This window comes from Magnetospirillum moscoviense (assembly GCF_001650635.1).
Classification (GTDB): domain Bacteria; phylum Pseudomonadota; class Alphaproteobacteria; order Rhodospirillales; family Magnetospirillaceae; genus Magnetospirillum; species Magnetospirillum moscoviense.
On sequence record NZ_LWQU01000132.1, the window covers coordinates 25,810 to 43,927 of the forward strand.

At 63.0% G+C, this 18,118-nt stretch carries 12 protein-coding genes and 1 pseudogene; 9 read left to right on the top strand and 4 right to left on the bottom strand.

Annotation, left to right across the window (positions count from 1 at the left end; translation table 11 throughout):
- Window positions 1-7: 7 nt before the first annotated feature.
- From A6A05_RS09145 to cysN, 8 genes are all read left to right on the top strand, one after another.
- Window positions 8-1,513 (top strand): class I adenylate-forming enzyme family protein, encoded by a 1,506-nt coding sequence (locus tag A6A05_RS09145; RefSeq protein WP_281193263.1) that lies wholly within the window; start codon window positions 8-10, stop codon window positions 1,511-1,513.
- A gap of 22 nt (window positions 1,514-1,535) precedes the next feature.
- The gene (locus A6A05_RS09150) at window positions 1,536-2,672 is read left to right on the top strand and encodes an isocitrate/isopropylmalate family dehydrogenase (protein ID WP_082910835.1); all 1,137 of its coding nucleotides are present in this window, start codon (window positions 1,536-1,538) and stop codon (window positions 2,670-2,672) included.
- Window positions 2,669-4,531 (top strand): aldehyde dehydrogenase family protein, encoded by a 1,863-nt coding sequence (locus A6A05_RS09155; RefSeq protein WP_082910832.1) that lies wholly within the window; start codon window positions 2,669-2,671, stop codon window positions 4,529-4,531. The genes A6A05_RS09150 and A6A05_RS09155 overlap by 4 nt, the downstream gene beginning before the upstream one ends.
- Entirely contained in the window at window positions 4,528-6,204 is a 1,677-nt protein-coding gene (locus A6A05_RS09160) for an ATP-binding cassette domain-containing protein (protein WP_068499641.1), read from the top strand. Before A6A05_RS09155 ends, A6A05_RS09160 begins: the two co-directional genes overlap by 4 nt.
- A gap of 20 nt (window positions 6,205-6,224) precedes the next feature.
- A complete protein-coding gene (locus A6A05_RS09165) occupies window positions 6,225-7,559 on the top strand; it encodes an HlyD family type I secretion periplasmic adaptor subunit (RefSeq protein ID WP_172822251.1) in 1,335 nt (444 codons plus the stop codon).
- Window positions 7,560-7,807: 248 nt separating this feature from the next.
- Window positions 7,808-10,426 carry a tetratricopeptide repeat-containing sulfotransferase family protein gene (locus A6A05_RS09170; protein ID WP_068499645.1) on the top strand — a complete coding sequence of 873 codons (2,619 nt, stop codon included), beginning with the start codon at window positions 7,808-7,810 and terminating at the stop codon, window positions 10,424-10,426.
- Between the two features lie 248 nt (window positions 10,427-10,674).
- Window positions 10,675-11,568 carry a sulfate adenylyltransferase subunit CysD gene (gene cysD, locus A6A05_RS09175; RefSeq protein ID WP_245644247.1) on the top strand — a complete coding sequence of 298 codons (894 nt, stop codon included), beginning with the start codon at window positions 10,675-10,677 and terminating at the stop codon, window positions 11,566-11,568.
- Window positions 11,568-13,448, top strand: a complete 1,881-nt coding sequence (gene cysN, locus A6A05_RS09180) for a sulfate adenylyltransferase subunit CysN (RefSeq protein ID WP_068499649.1) — start codon at window positions 11,568-11,570, stop codon at window positions 13,446-13,448. The genes cysD and cysN overlap by 1 nt, the downstream gene beginning before the upstream one ends.
- 33 nt (window positions 13,449-13,481) lie before the next feature.
- Here cysN and A6A05_RS20140 read toward each other — a convergent pair.
- A pseudogene (locus tag A6A05_RS20140) lies at window positions 13,482-13,625 on the bottom strand (IS630 family transposase); the annotation flags it as partial.
- Between the two features lie 95 nt (window positions 13,626-13,720).
- Between A6A05_RS20140 and A6A05_RS20800 the strand changes: the two are divergent.
- On the top strand, window positions 13,721-14,035 hold the full coding sequence (locus A6A05_RS20800; protein WP_156520984.1) for a hypothetical protein: 315 nt from the start codon (window positions 13,721-13,723) through the stop codon (window positions 14,033-14,035).
- A gap of 92 nt (window positions 14,036-14,127) precedes the next feature.
- Here A6A05_RS20800 and A6A05_RS09190 read toward each other — a convergent pair whose 3' ends face one another.
- From A6A05_RS09190 to A6A05_RS09200, 3 genes are all read right to left on the bottom strand, one after another.
- Complete coding sequence (locus A6A05_RS09190; protein WP_068499653.1) at window positions 14,128-14,958, bottom strand: SWIM zinc finger family protein; 831 nt, start codon at window positions 14,956-14,958, stop codon at window positions 14,128-14,130.
- Between the two features lie 5 nt (window positions 14,959-14,963).
- Entirely contained in the window at window positions 14,964-17,462 is a 2,499-nt protein-coding gene (locus tag A6A05_RS09195; protein WP_245644246.1) for a DEAD/DEAH box helicase, read from the bottom strand.
- A gap of 144 nt (window positions 17,463-17,606) precedes the next feature.
- Window positions 17,607-17,969 carry a HEPN domain-containing protein gene (locus A6A05_RS09200; protein ID WP_068499657.1) on the bottom strand — a complete coding sequence of 121 codons (363 nt, stop codon included), beginning with the start codon at window positions 17,967-17,969 and terminating at the stop codon, window positions 17,607-17,609.
- Window positions 17,970-18,118 lie beyond the last annotated feature (149 nt).

Consider the following 18,118-nt stretch of genomic DNA (forward strand, 5'->3'; position numbering starts at 1 on the left):
CCGCATGATGCTATTAGATAAGTTTCTCGAAACAACGCTCCAAAATCTTGGGGCGCCAGCCTGTATCTTTGAGGGCAAGGTGATGAGCCGCGCCCAGTTTCTGAACATGGTTTGCCAATTCGCCTTGGCACTTCACGAGCGGGGTGTCCAACCCGGAGAAACCGTCGGCGTCTCGCTTCACCACGCGCCGGTGCATCTGGCCTTGATCCTGGCGCTGGCGCGGCTGGGAGCGATTTCGCTTCCGGTTCATCCACGCTCGCCGCCCCGCAACAAGTTACGGCTGATGAAGCAGTTTGGCGCTCGGCGGGTCGTGACGGTGCCGCCCCCCGCGAATGCGCCGGAGAGGACGTCTCAATCGCCTGAAGTCGAGGTGATCCGTATCAACGAACTGAAGCCGAAGGCGGCACCGACGCAAGGCGGCGCACGTATGGACCTTCGGGGGATGCTCGATTACTGGCCCACGCCTGACACGCTTGGTCGCATTGGCCTGACCTCGGGTACGACGGGGTTCCCGAACGCGGTGTGCTATACGCACGCCTACTGGCTGCACCGCATCTTGAACACTGTCGAGCATTGCGACGAGTCGACGCGCCTGATGCCTGGCAACCTCCATCTCACCATGGGCAACATATCGGCCTTTGCCGCCTTGTTGGCGGGTGGGGTGGTTGTTTTCCACAAGCAGCGCCAGATCGAATCGTACATCAGTTCCATTCAGCTTTACGCAGTGACTCATGCCATGACGTCACCGGCCACCATCAAGGACCTGGCGGCGGCCTTGCCGCTAGAGGGCAATGCCTTCCCGAGCATCCGCTATCTGCGCATTGTCGGCGGCGGCCTCTCGGAGAACTTGGTGACGTTGGCCAAGCGGCATCTCACTCCCAACATCTGGCTACCCTACGGAATCAGTGAAGTCGGCGCTATCTCCATGGCCGACCCGGCCCTTCTTGACTCCAACCCGGATTACGCGGGCCGGCCCAAGCCGGGCGTGCAGGTGGAAGTCGTCAGCCCTGAGGGCAAGGTCCTGGGGCCGGGTGAGATTGGAGAGTTGCGTGTCCGGGTTCCGGAGATGCCGGCCGAGTACTACATGAATCCAGAACGCACCGCCGAGAAGTTCCGCGACGGCTGGTTCTACACCAACGACATCGGCACGGTGACTTCGGATGGTCTCGTCCGGCTGGAGGGGCGCAGCGACGACCGCATCAATCTCGGTGGCCTGAAGCTGTATCCCGAGCGGGTCGAGGCCGTGCTCAATTCCCATCCGGACGTGCGGGACTCAGGTGTCTTCACCGTATCGGACAAGGACGGCAACAAGGTGCTGGTCGCGGCCGTGGTCTTGAAGCAAGCAGACCAGCCGGTCAGCGATATGGTCGAGTTCTGTAAGGAGCGCAAGTTGGGCGGCATGACACCCCGTCGTTTTTTCATCGTCAAGGAGCTGCCCCGTAACGAGGCGGGGAAACTGATGCGGGCGGCTTTGCCCGAACTGCTGAGACGGCGTGATGAGTCCGTGCACTGAGCAATCCGACATGGAGCAAGGCATGAGCGGAACAGTGCGTATCGCGGCAGCAGTTCCTGATTTTACCAGCCATGTTTCGGCGCCGGAGCGGCCGTTGCTCGGTGTCATCGAGGGTGAAGGCATCGGCCCGGAAGTGATCGACGCCTGCCTCCGGCTGGTGCATGCCTTGGCGGAATGCGAGGGCATCGTCTTCGACGTTCGCCACGGCGGCAAAATCGGCAGCGAGGCCCTGCGCGAGTCGGGGGTCGCGCTCTCCCCCGAAGTCGATGGCTTTTGCGAGTGGCTGTTCGAAGAGGGCGGCTCCCTGCTGTGCGGCCCCGGCGGTGTTCGCTTTGTCTACGATCTGCGTCGGCGCTTCGATCTCTATTGCAAGCTGATCCCGCTGAAGCCGCTGCCGGCCCTGGCCGATACCGGTCCGCTGCGTCCGGAATATGTGGCCGGCGTCGATATCCTGGTGGTGCGAGAGAATGTCAGCGGCCTGTATTTCAGCAACTCGTCGCTGAGCTGCGAGGCCGACGGTATGGTGGCGCGGCATGCCTTCGAGTACCGCGCTCCCGAGATCGACCGTATCTTGCAGGTGGCCTTGAACGCGGCCCGAATGCGGCGTGGCCGCCTTTGCGTGATCCACAAGCCTGGTGGGGTCGAGGCCATCAGCGAGCTTTGGCGGCAGCGCGCCCAGGCGTTGAATGCGGATGAGGCCATCGCCCTGGAATTCCTCGAGGTGGACAACGCCAGCTATCAGCTCATCGCTAGCCCCAGACGCTTCGACGTAGTGGTGGCGCCCAACATGTTCGGCGACGTGCTCGCCGACGGCGCCAGTGCCCTGCTTGCGTCGCGTGGGCTGTCCTATTCAGCCAATTACGGTCCGGGCGGTCGATCCGTCTACCAGACCGGCCATGGCGCGGCTTACGACATCGCCGGACAGGATGTTGCCAATCCATTGGGCCAGATTCAGTCATTCGCCATGATGCTGCGCGAAAGCTATGGATTGACGGCGCAGGCATGCTGCCTGGACGCCGCCATCGCCGATGTTCTCGAGGCCGGCTGGCGTACGCTGGACATGATGTTGCCCGGCCGCAAGGAAGTGGGCACGCGTGAGATGGCGCGTCTGGTCGAAGAGGCCTTTCGAGCGCGTTTGCGGTCCAGGTCGAAGTCATGACTGTCGAACGAACCGCTCTGCTTCTCGTCGATATTCAGGAAGACTTTCTGTGCCGCCCCGGATTGTTGCCCGGGGCCGGTGACGTTGTAGAACGGGTATCGGTTCTGCTCGAGGGATTCCGCCGCCTTGCTTTGCCCGTCTGCCATGCCCATACCCGCGTATCAGCCGATGGTTCCGATGCGATGCCGCATTGGCGCGCCAAGGGCAATACGGCTTGCAGCGCCGGCACGGCGGGCTCGCTGCCGCCTGCATCGCTTGCCCCATTGGACGGCGAGGGCATGTTCTTCAAGCGCTTCTTCAGTCCGTTCGAGAATCCAGGACTCATCGCCTGGCTCAGGGATCGCCAGGTCACGACCCTGGTCGTCGCCGGGCTCTACACTCATGCCTGCGTACGTGCGGCGGCACTGGATGCCTATGCGCACGGCCTGGGCGTGGTCATCGCCCATGACGGCGTGGCCACGACGGATGTGCTGCATGGGGAAATCACCCGCGAGTACCTGTCTACCCATGGGGTGGTCTTCGCGCCGATTGCCGAGATCCTCGGGGCACCCGCCGCTGAGAACGGGGAGTGGGCGGCCGTCGAGCGAACCGGTCGCGACGCGGACGAATGGCCCCTGACGCCGCCACGACGGCGGGTGGACATGCTACGGCGTTGGAGGGCTATTCTTGAGGAACGCCGTGACCTTATCATTGCCGGCATGGTCGACGAGATCGCCAAGCCGCTCGGTGACGCCAGCGAGGAATTCGACCGGGCGCTCGCCCATATCGATGACGCCGCCGAACTGGCTTTGCAGGAAAGCGAGGCCGTCACGGACGGAGTGCGGGTGCGCTATCGGCCGGTGGGCCGGGTAGCGCTGATCACCCCCTGGAACAACCCACTGGCCATTCCCGTCGGCAAGATCGCGCCGGCGCTTGCCTTCGGCAATACGGTGGTGTGGAAGCCGTCACCCTATGCCACGCGAACGGCACGCGCGCTGCTGACCTGCCTGCGCGATACCGGAGCACTGCCCGATCATGTTGTGACGCTGCTCGAAGGCGATGCGGAAACCGCGCGGCGGCTGATGCTCGACGAATCTATCGACGCCGTTTCGCTGACCGGTGGCCCCGCCAGCGGGCGGCTTGCCACCGCGCTCTGCGCCATCGGCGGCAAGCCGTTGCAGGCGGAACTCGGCGGCAACAACGCGCATGTGGTGCTGGAAGGGGCTGATCCGGCCATGATCGCCGGATCACTCGCGCGGGGGGCTTTCGGCTTTTCCGGACAGCGTTGCACGGCGGTGCGCCGGGTGATCGTGGTGGACTCCGTGTACTGCGAATTTCTGAGAGCTTTCGTCGGCGCGGCCGAGGCGTTGGCCGTCGGCTTGCCCGACCGGCCAGGCACCATCATCGGGCCACACCTGGCCCCCGTCCGTGTCCAGGCATTGGTTGAGGGCGCCTTGGTCGAGGGCGCTCGTCTCGTTACCGGTGGCCGTTGCCATGCCGATGTCCCCGGCGCCTTCCTGCCGACCATCCTGGAATGCAACGATCCCGATCTGGATATTGTGCAGCAAGAAAGCTTCGCGCCCATCGTCGTCATGCTGAGAGCGCGGGGTGCGGACGACGCGCTACGCCTGGCCAATGCCGTTCCACAGGGGCTGCTCGCGGGGGTTTCCGGAGGAACCCCGCAAGAGCGACAATCCTTTCTCGACGGGATCGAGGCGGGTATCGTCCGCATGGGCGGCCCGCCGCGCATCAATGCCTCGGCACCCTTCGGGGGATGGAAGGAATCGGGGCGCGGCTGCCCCGAGCATGGCCGCTGGGACCGCGAATTCTATACCCGCCCGCAGGCGATCTATGACGAGGTGACGGGAGTTATGCCATGATCCGCGCCCTTGTGGACCGGCTGCTGACATCGCCGCGAACCCCCGAGCTTCTAGCCTCGACGGTCGCCATCAACGTCCTGGCATTGGGGTCGTCGCTTTACAGCATTCATCTGCTTAACCGCTACGTCACCATCGGCCTGGCGCCGACACTGATCACCCTGACTCTTGGCGTCCTGCTGGCCATCGGCTTCGAGGTTCTGCTGCGCAAGCAACGGCAAAATGTGCTGACGAGCCTGATTCAGGAAGCTGATACCGACGCCAGCAACCGAGTGTTCAGCGCCTTTTCCACCACCCGCTATGAGCCGCTGCTGCAAATTCCGCTTGCTGAGCGGCGCGAGGCGCTCGGCGCGCCTGCGACGATGCAGCAACTGACCTCGATCACCAATCTCGCCGCCATTCTAGACCTGCCCTATGCGCTGATGTTCGCCCTTGGCGCGATGCTGCTCTATTGGCCCCTGGGCCTGTTTGGCGTCTTGGCCTGCGGGCTGGCGCTGCTGCTGGGCTTTCTGAGCGAACGTGAGCAGCGTGGGGCGGCGGAGGACTATGCCAAGGCCAATTCGCGAGCCCAGCAGTTGGGCCAGTTTCTCCTCACCGCCGGCGAGGCGGTCCGCTGCCTGCCGCTGATAGGCCCTTTGTCGCGGCGCTGGGGCGAGGCGCAGGACGGAAGTCTGGGCAGCCGGCGCACAAGCATGAACCTTCAGGCGCTTTTGCAGCAATCGATTCAGAATGTCGGGCAATTGCTTTCGGTCGTCGTTTACGCGGTCGGAGCCATGGCGGTCGTCCGCGGTGACTTCACCACCGGCGGCCTGATTGGCGCCAACATCCTTGTCAGTCGCGCTTTCGCGGTGTGCAGCCGGGCCGCGTATCTGGCCGATCCGCTGCTGCGCGCTGGTCGAGCCGACGCCGCGTTACGTAAGGTCGAGGTGACCGAGGCCGCTTCCACTGCCGGTGTCACCCCGGCGAGATTCGAGGGCCACCTGTCGGTATCCGACGTGTCGTTTTCCTACCCCCAGCAGCCCGTGCCCCTGTTCGAAAGCCTGAACATTGATTTGCCGCCGCACCAAGTGCTGGTCCTGACCGGTCCGAACGGTTCGGGCAAATCCACACTGATCAAGCTAATGCTCGGCCTGCTTTCTCCCGGGCGCGGCCTGATACGAGCCGACGGCATCGAACTGCGTCAAATTTCGCAGGGATGGTGGCGCTCGCAGATCGGTTACGCACCACAGGATGCCGTTTTCTTCGACGGTACATTGCGGGAAAACCTGCTGCTGGACCGCGACATCGCCGACGAAACGGTTCTCGAACTCATCCGCGAGATCGGACTGGAAAGCTTTCTGGCCAGCGATCCTGCGGGTCTGGACCGCCCCATCGCCAGCCACGAGACCGGCTTGGCAACGGGGTTGCGGCGCCGTTTCGTGCTGCTCCGCGCTGTGCTGGGCGATGCGCGCGTGGTTTTCCTCGACGACCCGACGGAGGGCCTGGACCAGGCCGGTCAGGCTGCCGTCGCCAAGTTGCTCAACCGCTTACTCACCGAGAAGCGCACTTTAGTCATCGCCAGCAACGAGGGGTTCATTCTGCGTGCCGCCGACGTGGTGGTGGATATGTCCAAGAAGCCCGTGCCGAGCGTCGTTCGACCCAATCGGACCCCGCCTGAAGCAGGGGTAACGCCATGAACACTCGGTGGATAGTTGACGTGTTGGACCGGGTCAGGTCCCTGCGCGGCTATGTGGTGATGATGGAGGCGTGGAATCGCGCTCCGCTGCTGTGGTCCATGGTTGGCACCGTGCTGACTTTCATCCTCTGGGCCTCGCTGTTCCAACTCGACGTCGCCAGCTATGCTCAAGGTCAGGTGATTCCGGCGGGACAACTCAAGAAGATCCAGCATCTCGAGGGCGGCATCATCCGCTCCATCGAAGTCGTCGAGGGGCAGCAGGTCGAAGCGGGCAAGGCCCTGGTCGAACTCGAGGATGTGGCTTCGGATGCCGATGCCAGTGATCTTCGTTCACGGGCAGCAAGCCTGGAAATTAAGTCATTGCGGCTAATGGCAAATCTGGAAAGACAGGCCGAGCTCAAACTGCCTGCGGAACTCGAGCAAAGCTTCCCGGATTCCGCTCGTGACGGTCGCTCGGCCTTCAATGCCTACCGAAGCCGTTATAACGCGATGGTGCAGACTCACGAATCCAAGGCCGCCCAGCGCCGCGCCGAGATTCTCGAGGCGAGGGAGCGACTGGCCGGCTTGCAGAAGCGCAGCCAAATTATCGGGCAGCAGGTCAAGATCAGCGAGGACCTCCTTAAACAGGACCTGAGCAACGAGTACGAACACCTGCAGTTAAAGAAAGAGCAATCTCAGATCGAATCCGACAGGAAAGGCACCATTGCCAACGAGCAGCGTGCGGTCAAGGCGTTTGAGGAAGGGGAGGCAGCGTTCGACGCTTTCCGCCACGAAGAGGATGTGGGGTTGCGCAAGGACCTTCTCGATACGAACACCGAGCTTGCTTCGGTGCGCGAGCGCCTGCGCAAGCCGGCAGATTCTCATGATCGCACCCTGGTGCGCACGTCCGTCTCCGGCACCATTCTGACCCTGTTTTTCAAGAACAAGGGCGCAGTCGTTCCGCCGGGCGGCACCATCGCGACGTTGGTGCCGGAAGGTGAGGCGTTGTTGGTCGAGGCCAAGCTGCCGATTTCAGAGATCGGCTATGTCGGGATCGGGGCGAAGGCGCGGCTGTCGATCGCCAGCGGCGGCAACGGCTATTCGACGATAGCAGCCACTGTTGTGCATATCAGTCCCGATTCCCTGTCCGACGAGAAGACCGGCGCTCCGGCGCAGGGGGGCGCAGCCGGTGGCATGAGCTACTATATCGTCCGCCTCGCCCCCAAGGAGCTCGCCTTCCGTCGGGGCAATGACAGCTATGCCTTGCGCCCAGGCGTCCAGGTTATGTCTGCCATTATCACAGGAGAGCGCTCGGTGATGGCGCTGCTGCTCGAACCTTTCGTCGGCAGCGGTGTGCGACCTCTTACCGAGAGATAATTATCCCGTTGATTCTCGCGACTGACCTGTTCTCCGTGACCGGCCCCCAATGGCGGCCAATGACTCGCAATAGAGCAAATACGCTCGTCCGTTCGGTTTCCATGTAAGCATCCGGTGAGCCTTTCAATTACCCACAAGTTCGGCGGCCATGCTCAAGCCGAGGCCGATGTATGTTGACCACCTTCCGTTCGAGATCATCAGTAGAGAGTCGAGGCGCCAATGTCCCATCACGCTTTCGCGGTAACTTCATGATGCAGAACGGAAATTCGGCCATCGCGCCAAAGACGCTCGATCAAAGACTGCACGCCATCAATATGAGGATTTCCAGCAACGACCTAGCGGGAGCCATGGCCGAAGCGGAATCGCTAAGTCAGGTTCCGGCGGCCAGGGTCGCCGCGCTGGCCTTGCTTGCCCTAGCCGCCGCCCTTGCCGATGAGCGTGAAAAGGCCATGGCGGCGCTCCGCGAAATCCCGGAACCGGCCAAAATCGGCAAGGCCGAGATCCTGCTGGCGGCAGGCAGCGCCTGGTTCCGGCTCGAGGTCGCCCCCAACGCCATAGCCTTTCTTTCCGCCGCAGCCGCACGGGCCCCTGAGCACCCTCTGGTCAATGCTCGGCTGGGGGCCTGCCTGCTGGCCATCGGGCGCGTGACCGATGCCCTCTCCTATGTGGAAAAGGCCGTGGAATTACTGCCGAACTCGGGCGGTGCGTGGCTCAACCTCGCCAAGGCGCGGATCGAGAGCGGACAATTGGAAGCGGCCCTCGTGGCGCTCGACAAGGCCGCGCCCCTGCCCGACAAGGAAGAGGCCATCTATAGCCTGACCAGGGCAGGGCTATTGACCCGGATGGGGCAACATTCCGAGGCGGAAGCCCTGCTCCGCCAGACCGTTGGCGGCAACAGTCCCGATGCGGTCGAGGCCCTGGTCAACCTTCTCAGCTATCAGGGCCGTCACGATGATGCCTGGCGGATCTTACGCGAGGCACTCGACGAGACTCCTGCAACCCCATCCCTACTCGAATTGGCGGCCGAGGTGGCGCAGGTCAGGGGACGCTTCGGCGAAGCCGGCCACTACCTCGATCTGGCACTGAAGGAGGCGCCCGACCGTGCCTCGCTGTGGCGGCGCCGCGCGATGCTGGAGGCGCGGCGGCAGAGCGGCAAGAGCGGACGGGATGCCGCCGACAAGGCGCTCGAAATGACTCGCGAACGTGGCGGCCCCGCCCATGCGCTTTCACTGGCCACACACGCCCATGTGCTGGCCAATGAGGAGAAGCATAAGGAGGCCGAAAGCGCCTATCGCGAGGCGCTCGAACTCCTTCCCAACTGCGTTCCGGCGCTCAACGGCCTCGGGCAATTGCTGATGCAGCTTGGCCGCGTCGACGAGGCGCTTTCGCAGTTCGAGCGCCTTAAGGCGATCGCCCCCCTCCAGGCGTGGAGCCAGTTAATCCAGGCGCGCGAGGTCCCCGACGACCCCGCCGTTCTCGAGCAGCTCGAGAAGGCCGCGCTTCGCCCGTCCCTCGAAGGTCCGGTACAGGCGCACATGCTCTTCACCCTGGCCATGGCGTGGGAGCGCAAGAAGGACTATGCGCAGGCATGGAAATTCGCATCCGCGGCCAACACCGCTTCGAAGGAACGGCTGAGGTATCGCCCCGAAGTGCACCACCATCAGGTCGAACGGGAGATGGCGCGGTTCTCCAAGGAGTTCATGCGCAGCCGCGAGGGATTCGGCAGCCCAAGTCCGCTCCCGACATTCATTCTCGGAATGCCCCGTTCCGGAACGACCCTGGTGGAGCAGATTCTCGGCAGCCACAGCAAGGTGTTCGGCGCCGGCGAACTTTCCCTCATCCCCGAACTGATCCAGAAGCTGAATGCCTGGGAAGCCAAGCTGGGAAGTCGGCGTGAATATCCCGAGTGCATCGACGATCTCGGCCTCGACGAATCGAAGCGATTCGCCGAGAAGCATCTCACCGAGTTGCGCGCCTACTCTCCCGACGCCGAACGCATCGTCGACAAGCTGCCCCACAATTTCGAACATATCGGGCTGATCAAGCTTCTTTTCCCCAATGCAAAGATCCTGCATCTCAAGCGCGAGCCGCGAGATGTCGCCATGTCCAACTACTTCATCGACTACTCGGCCAAGTTTGGCGGCATGGGATTCGCCTATGACCTGTCCTGGATCGGCGAACAGCTGGTCGATCACCAGCGGCTCATGGATCATTGGCACAAGGTTTTTCCGGGCGAGATTCTCGAGGTGGATTACGACTCCCTTGTCGAGGACGTCGAGGGCTGGGCGCGCAAGATCATCACATTCCTCGATCTGCCCTGGGAAAAGAATATCCTGGACTTCCAGAACCTGGATCGCGCGGTCCGGACCGCCAGCGTCTGGCAGGTCAGGCAGCCTGTCTATACCAGCTCCAAGGCGAAGTGGAAGAATTACGCGGAATACCTGGCCCCCCTCGAAGCGACCCTGGCCGAGGTTCCGCCGCTCCCCGTTCCGCTACCGCTGCCAAAGCTGCCTTCCGGACTTTTTCTCGGGGCCATGGAACACCTCCAGGCCAATCGTCCGGCCGAAGCTGAAACGGCATTCCGCACATTGCTGAATGCACGTCCGGCCCACGCCGCCGCAAGGCATTTCCTCGGGGCGGCGCTATTCGCCCAGCAGAAACCGGAGGAAGCCTGCAAGGAAATGCGGCGCTCGCTCGAACTGCTCAATACCCATCCGCAATGGTTCGAAAATCTGGCCCGCGCCGAGGAGACCCTCGGCAACCACGAGGAGGCAGAACGCCTGCGGTCCCGCGCGACCGGCAGGCTCAAGGCCAGAAATGACGACGCGGCCGCCTCAGACCCCGAAAAAGCCGCCCGGCACCCGTAAGCCGCGCCGCTCCCCCCCATATGTCGTCGAAAGACCCGTGCCCAAAGACGGTCATCAGGAGGCTCCGACCCGCAAGGGCCTTCGGCCAGTTTCCTTTTGACACGTCACGGGGCCAAATATACTAACGAGGTACAGGCTCACCCGCGCAATTACCGTGAGAAGCTGAACTTGGCCGACGAGCAAATCAGGACCGAAGTGGATTTTGCAGGTCTCAGGCGCGCGGAAGCATCGCGGGACCTGCGATGCCCCTGACACACCTTCAGCGCCTCGAGGCAGAAAGCATCCATATCATGCGCGAGGTTGTGGGCCAGTGCCGCAACCCGGTGATGCTGTATTCCATCGGCAAGGACAGCGCGGTGATGCTGCACCTGGCCCTGAAGGCGTTTTATCCGTCAAAGCCACCGTTTCCGCTGCTGCACGTGGACAGCACCTGGAAGTTCCGCGAGATGATCCAGTTCCGTGATCGCCGGGCGGCTGAATTGGGGCTGGAACTGATCGTGCACGTGAATCAGGATGGCGTTGCGCGCGGTATCGGCCCGTTCAGCCACGGATCGGCGGTGCATACTGACGTGATGAAGACCCAAGCCCTGAAACAGGCTTTGGATAAGTTCGGTTTCGACGCCGCTTTCGGCGGTGCACGGCGGGATGAGGAACGCAGCCGGGCCAAGGAGCGCATCTTCTCGTTCCGCTCGGCCAGCCATGCCTGGGACCCCAAGAATCAGCGGCCAGAATTATGGTCCTTGTATAACGGCCGCGTCGGTCCGGGCGAAAGTATTCGCGTCTTTCCTCTGTCCAACTGGACGGAACTGGATATCTGGCAATACATATACACCCAGAACATTCCGGTAGTACCGCTGTACTTCGCCAAGCCGCGCTCAGTCGTCCGGCGCGACGGCATGCTGATCATGGCCGATGATGAACGCCTGCCGCTGATGCCGGGCGAGACGCCGGAAATGCGCTGGGTCCGCTTCCGCACTTTGGGCTGCTATCCGCTGACCGGGGCCATGGAGAGCCATGCGCAAACCCTCCCCGAAATCATTGGAGAGATGCTGGCCGCCCGCACATCGGAGCGCCAGGGACGACTGATCGACCACGATCAGGCCGCAGCCATGGAAGCCAAGAAGCGTGAGGGCTATTTCTGATGGAGGCCGCCGAGACCCTGGAGGTCCTGCGCCGGCACGAGGCCAAGGATATCCTGCGCTTTATCACCTGCGGCAGTGTAGATGACGGCAAAAGCACCCTGATCGGACGGCTGCTCTACGATTCCAAGGCGTTGCTGGACGATCAATTGACGGACCTAGCCGGAGCCTCCCGCGCCTTTGGCACCACCGGCAAGGATTTAGACTTGGCCTTGCTGGTGGACGGACTGCAAGCCGAGCGCGAGCAGGGCGTCACCATCGATGTGGCTTATCGCTTCTTCGCCACGCCTCTGCGCAAATTCATTGTTGCCGACTGCCCCGGGCACGAGCAATACACCCGCAACATGGTTACCGGGGCCTCGACCTCCAACTTGGCCGTCATTCTGGTGGACGCCCGCAAGGGGATGCTGCCCCAGACACGGCGCCATTCCTTCCTGGTTTCCCTGCTGGGCATCCACCGTGTGGTGGTGGCCGTCAACAAGATGGACCTGCAAGATTATCGCCAGGGGGTATTCGAAGCCATCGCCACCGAATACCGTGCTATGGCCGCGCGGATGGGCATCCCCGATCCTGTTTTCGTGCCGGTCTCGGCGCTGAGGGGCGACAACGTCATTTTCCGCTCCCAGTTCATGCCCTGGTATACCGGACCGTCACTGCTGGAGATTTTGGAAACTACCCAGGTCGAGGACCTTGCCGTGGCCGCGCCGTTCCGCCTGCCAGTGCAGTGGATCAATCGTCCTGATCAGGATTTTCGAGGCTTTTCGGGCACGGTGGTGTCGGGGGCTGTGGCGCTGGGCGATCGCGTGACGGTGGTTCCCGCAGGATGGACTAGTGCTGTGGCGCGCATTGTTACTATGGATGGCGATCTGGAGCGAGCCGAGGCCCGGCAGGCCGTCACTATCGTGCTGGAAGACCAGATCGATGTCAGCCGGGGCGACATGCTTGTCGCCGCCCACCAACGCCCGCATACGGCGGATCAATTCGCCGCCCATGTAGTGTGGATGGGGGAAGAGCCGCTGCTGCCGGGGCGGTCTTATCTGTTACGTCTGGGCACCCGTCAGTTTTCTGCACAGGTGACTGAGATCAAGCACAAGGTCAACGTCAACACCCTGGAACAGGTTGCGGCCAAAGTTCTGGCTCTCAACGAAGTGGGATTTTGCAATCTGGCGCTCGATGCGGCCATTCCCTTCGATGCCTATGGCGAAAACCGGGAAACCGGTGCCTTCATTCTGATCGACCGCGTGACCAACCAGACCGTGGGAGGCGGCATGATTTCCTTCCCCCTGCGCCGCGCCCAGAACATCCATTGGCAGCATGTGGAGGTCAATAAAGCCGCTCGTGCTCGGTTAAAGGGACAAAAGCCATGTGTGCTGTGGTTCACCGGCCTATCTGGTTCGGGCAAGTCCACTCTCGCCAATCTGGTGGAAAAGCAGCTGCAGGCCCTGGGACGCCACACCTATCTTCTGGATGGCGACAATATCCGCCACGGACTGAACAAGGATCTGGGTTTCACCACCGCCGACCGGGTGGAAAACATTCGCCGTATTGGTGAATGCGCCAGGATGTTCGTAGACGCGGGGCTGATCGTCCTGACCGCCTTCATTTCGCCGTTTCGCAGCGAACGCCACACGGCCAGAGAACTGCTGGAAGGCGGCGAGTTTCTGGAAATCCATCTGAGCACGCCGCTGGAAGTGTGCGAGCAGCGAGATCCCAAGGGGCTGTACCGCAAGGCGCGGGCGGGATCATTGCCCAATTTCACCGGAATCGATTCGCCCTACGAGGCACCGGAGGCCCCTGAACTAAGGCTGGATACCGCCATCCTATCGCCAGATGAATGCGCCGAACGCGTCGTCGCCGAACTGGTTCGACGGGCAAGAATCTAGTGCACTGATTCATTCAGATGGTGCAGGCAGGCGCTTGTGCTTGGGCATGCCACGACCAATCACAGTGCCGTCGAGGATATTCAGGGCCGCGAACAAGGTGGTGGTGCCGTTCCGCTTGTTGTCGTGGGTCATGGTGGCGCATTTGCCCGGCTTCAGCGGCAGGCCGGGCTGGGTGCGGTGTTCCGGGTCGAAGGCGGCGGAATTCGTTCGCCCTCAGCGCGTCAACACGCCGTCCCGCCGCTGCTGGCGCCATTTCGCCACCGAAGACGAATATGGAGCATGACGTAGCGAACGCCTGGATAACCCTGGTCCGGGTCGAGGTTCCTTTTGTGCCGCCATCCGCGGTGCCCCTGTCGAAGCCGAGCATCGAGTGCTTTCACGGATTCCTTGGAGCGGAATTCGATTATGCCGGTGATGATGGCGAACTGCGGATGGTATACGGGTTTCCGGTGGATGCATTTTCGATCAATCCCGCAGAAATCCGACATTTTTCGCAGTTCTATGAACCCTCCTCGGTTCCCGGTCGAAGGCCCGCCGCCGCAATTTCAGCGTTTCTGCGACTTTGCCGGGATACGACCTTCAGGTAATTTGACAAAATGCTGATCGTCCAGGAAATACAGCTAATAAGCGTACCTGTGATGCCCCTGGAACACGATTGCGATACAGAATTTAGCCGACTTCAATCCTTCCACCACTTCACATAGCCATCTGCGGTCAGCTCCATATCGGCCTTTGCGGGCGCGGATTTCTTCTTGCGGGCAGCGGGCTTCGGCTGGGACGGGGTCTCCATGGGCGGAGCCGGTGAGGCGACCATGTCCAAGCCGAACAGGGCGGCCACGTCGTCGGTCTCCAGGATGTTGGCCGAGGATGGAGGCGCCTTGGCCAGCGGGCCCCCTTGGCCGAAATCGGTGATCAGCTCGTGGTGATCGACGCCGCGCAGGGCGAACAGCAGTTCGGGCTGGTGGTCGAGGCGGGCGCCGATGCCGTAGAGCGTCGCCGCCACATGCTTGCACATGGAGGCCCAATCGGGGCAAGAGCAGGAGAACTTGATTTCCGAGGATTTGGGAAACAGGCCGGTGCCCGGGCGGCACAATCGTTCCATCACCGGCTTGGACAGTTTCCCCTGCAGCAGATCGACCAGCGAGTCGATGCTGTCGGCGCAGTCCTTGCGCAGAATTTGCCAATGGCTCTTGGGCAGGGGGTGGATGGTCACGGTCACCGCATAGAGGGACGATCCCGCGACCTGGGCGGTGACCTTGCCGGCAGTGATTTGAAGGTCGACCACCGACCCGTTGCGGACATAGCTACGCCCGCGCGGCAGGCGGCTGTCGTAATCGCCGAAGCTCTCCATGGTGTCGCACCATGCCTTGCCCCAGGCGGAGGAGGCGATGGTGCGGCCGGTGATGACCACCGGCGACACCGCCTGGCCGGCCTTGCGCCGCTTGACCATTTCCCGTTCGGCCTTCTTGCGCCGTTCGGCCACCGGGACATAGGGCGCCCATCGCACCATGCGTGTCACTCCTTCGCGACGGCGGCAAGATCAAGAGCGACGAGGCGCAGCAGGTCGTCATCCTTCATCTCGGTCAGGTTGATCTCGGCCGATCCGCTCAACAAATCCTCGGACAAGGATTTCTTGGCCTCGATCATGGCGTCAATCTTTTCCTCGACGGTGCCGGCGCAGACGAATTTATGGACCAGAACGTTGCGCTTCTGGCCGATGCGGTAGGCGCGGTCGGTGGCCTGGTTTTCCACCGCCGGATTCCACCAGCGGTCGAAATGCACCACATGCGAGGCGGCGGTCAGGGTCAGGCCGGACCCGCCAGCCTTCAGCGACAGCACAAAAAACGGAACAGTCTCATCTTCCTGAAATGCCTGGACCAGGGACTTGCGCTCCTTGACCGGCGTGTCTCCATGCAGTACCAGCCCGCGCCGGCCAAAAATGCCGGACAGAAAGGCCTCCAGCGGCGCCGTCACCTCGCGGAACTGGGTGAACACCAGCATTTTGTCCTGGCGGGCAGCCACCACCTCGGCGATTTCGCGCAGGCGTGACCATTTGCCGCTGTCGTCTTCGGCCCAATCCCCATCATTCAGCCATTGCGAGGGGTGATTACAGATCTGCTTGAGCCGCATCATGGTGGCCAGCACCAGCCCCTTGCGCTGAATGCCCGAGGCATTATTCAGTGCTTCGGCTAGATCCTCCACCGTCTGGGCGTACAGCGCCGCCTGTTTGCGGCTTAGCAGGCAATGAGCCTTGATTTCGGTCTTGTCGGGCAGGTCGGCGATCACGGATTTGTCAGTCTTCATGCGGCGCAGGATGTAGGGCCGCACCAACTCGCGCAGCGGGCCAAATGCGTTGTGTTCGCGCGCGGCCAGGACCTTGGCGTAACTGGAGAACTGCTTGGCGCTGCCCAGCAGGCCAGGATTGATGACGTCGAAGATCGACCACAGATCGCCTAGGTGGTTTTCCACCGGCGTGCCGGTCAGCGCGATGCGCGCCGCGGCGTTGATGGATTTGACCGCCTTGGTCTGTTTGGCCTTGGGGTTCTTGATGGCCTGGGCCTCGTCCAGCACTAGGAACGTCCAGTCGGTGGCGGTCAGCACCGGCAAGCGCAACAGCGTGCCATAGGAGGTGATGACCAGATCGACGTCATCGAAGCCATCCATCTGCTTGATCTGGTCCGCCGGCATCGCCGAAGGATGAACGATCAAGGCACGCAGGTCGGGCGCGAAGCGGTCGATCTCCGCTGCCCAATTAGCCAGCAGCGAGGCCGGAGCCACCAGCAGGGAGGGGCCTTTGTCCCGATGCGTCAGCAGCAGCGCCAGCACCTGGATGGTCTTGCCCAGGCCCATGTCGTCGGCCAGGCAGGCGCCCAGCCCCAACCCGGTCAGCAGGTGCAGCCAGTGGACGCCGACCTTCTGATAGGGCCGCAGGGTCGCCTTCAGCATGGGGGCGGGATCGGTGATGGCGGCGGGATCGCGCAACGCCATCAGGGTCTCGGCCAGCCACGGGCCTGCAATGACTTGCGACCATTGGCGGGCGGCCTCGTCGGGGCTGTCTTCGGCGATCGCGGCGCCGGCCAGCAGGCGCATGGCCTCGGCGAAGGTCAGTCCGTCACGTTCGGCCATGGCATCGGCGTCCTGGAAACGTCGCATCTCGCGGTCCAGACGGTCGCGGTCGATCTCCACCCATTGGCCGCGCAACAGCACCAGCGAGTCGGTTCCGGCCAGCAAAATATCCATGTCCTCGGCCGACAGCGTCTCGCCGTTCAGGGTCACTTCCATGCGGAAGTCCAGCAACCCGTCCAGGCCCAGCGCCGAGGGCTGACGGCTGCCGATGGCGGCGGTGACCTTGGGCCGCGGCGGTCGGGCGGCGGCCCATCCCGCCGGCATGCGCACGATCACCCCGGCGGCGTCGAGATCGGGCACGCTGCCCATGAATCGGGCGGCGTCGGACGGCGTCCAGCGCAAGGGATGGTAGATTTCTCCGTCCTCGACCATCGCCTTCAGCCAGGGGCAGGACTGGCTGGCGCGGCTTACCGGGAGCAGCAGGTTCAGTAATCGGGGGCGGTCTGCGGCATAATCTTGCAGCGCTTGACCCAACGGCACATGGCGCGCCTGGCCGCTGGCCGCCAGCTCGGTGGTGTAGGTCGCCATGAAGGCGAAGGGAAAGTCGGGGTCGCGGCGGTTCTCCGCCAGATTGAAATGGACCCGTCCCACCGTGTTCCAGGTCGGGTTCAAGGAAGACAGAAAGGCCTGCAAGTCCGAGCCAGCAGAGCTCGCCACCGCCGCCACAATCTCATCCCACAGGGCGCGTAGCACCGAGGGGGTCAGGTATTCGGCCCCTTTCATCATCGGCGCGGTGAGCGCCAGGGTCGCCAGTTCGGCCTCGGTCGGAGGCGGAATATCGGTGGAGGCCTGATGGCACAAGGCCGACACGGCGCGGCGGACAAAATCGCGCCACCACAACAGGGGCGGCGGCAACGCCTTGGTAGTTCCGGCTCCCAGATGCAGCAAGCCGTGACCGGCTCCGCGTGCAAAAGCCGTAGCCAGCGGGGCGCCGCCGGAGTCCAGCAGCAGGTGTCCGTGGGGCGTCAAGCGCAGGGCGGGTTCGTCAATGGCGGAAGGCGAGGGCAATGTCACGACGATGACCTCCCGCGATTATCGTTCGGACAGCCAGTCGCGGATCTCGGGCAGCAGCGCCTCGATGTCGGCCAGTGCCGCCTCGACGTCGCCCGGATCGGGCATGGCCGGGAACCAGCCGCCGGGGCTGGGGTAGCGCCACGCCGTGGCCGCCGCTGAAAGGCTATCCAGGCCCAACAGATCTTCCTTGAAAACATGGCCGTCGGGAAGGGAACCGGCGGCCTGTCCGATATTGTGTGTGCGGCCGACGGCAAGCCCTTCGCCTTCGCAGACCGCCCGCGTCATCTTCTCGGCCGCCTGCTGGGCATGGAAGATAGCCTGGTCGGGCATTTCGGGAAGCAACCGTCGCGCGGCTTCAATGTCGCGTTCGGCAGCGGTCATCAAGGCGGAGAGTCGCCGGTTCGTCATTGGCTGACCGCCCGACCACGCCAGCGGTCACGGAAGGGGGAACCAGGGCTGGCATATAGCAGTCGGCCCTCGCTGTCGGCGGCGTGGGCAATGGTGCCGGGCCGTTGCCGTTCGGCCTCGAA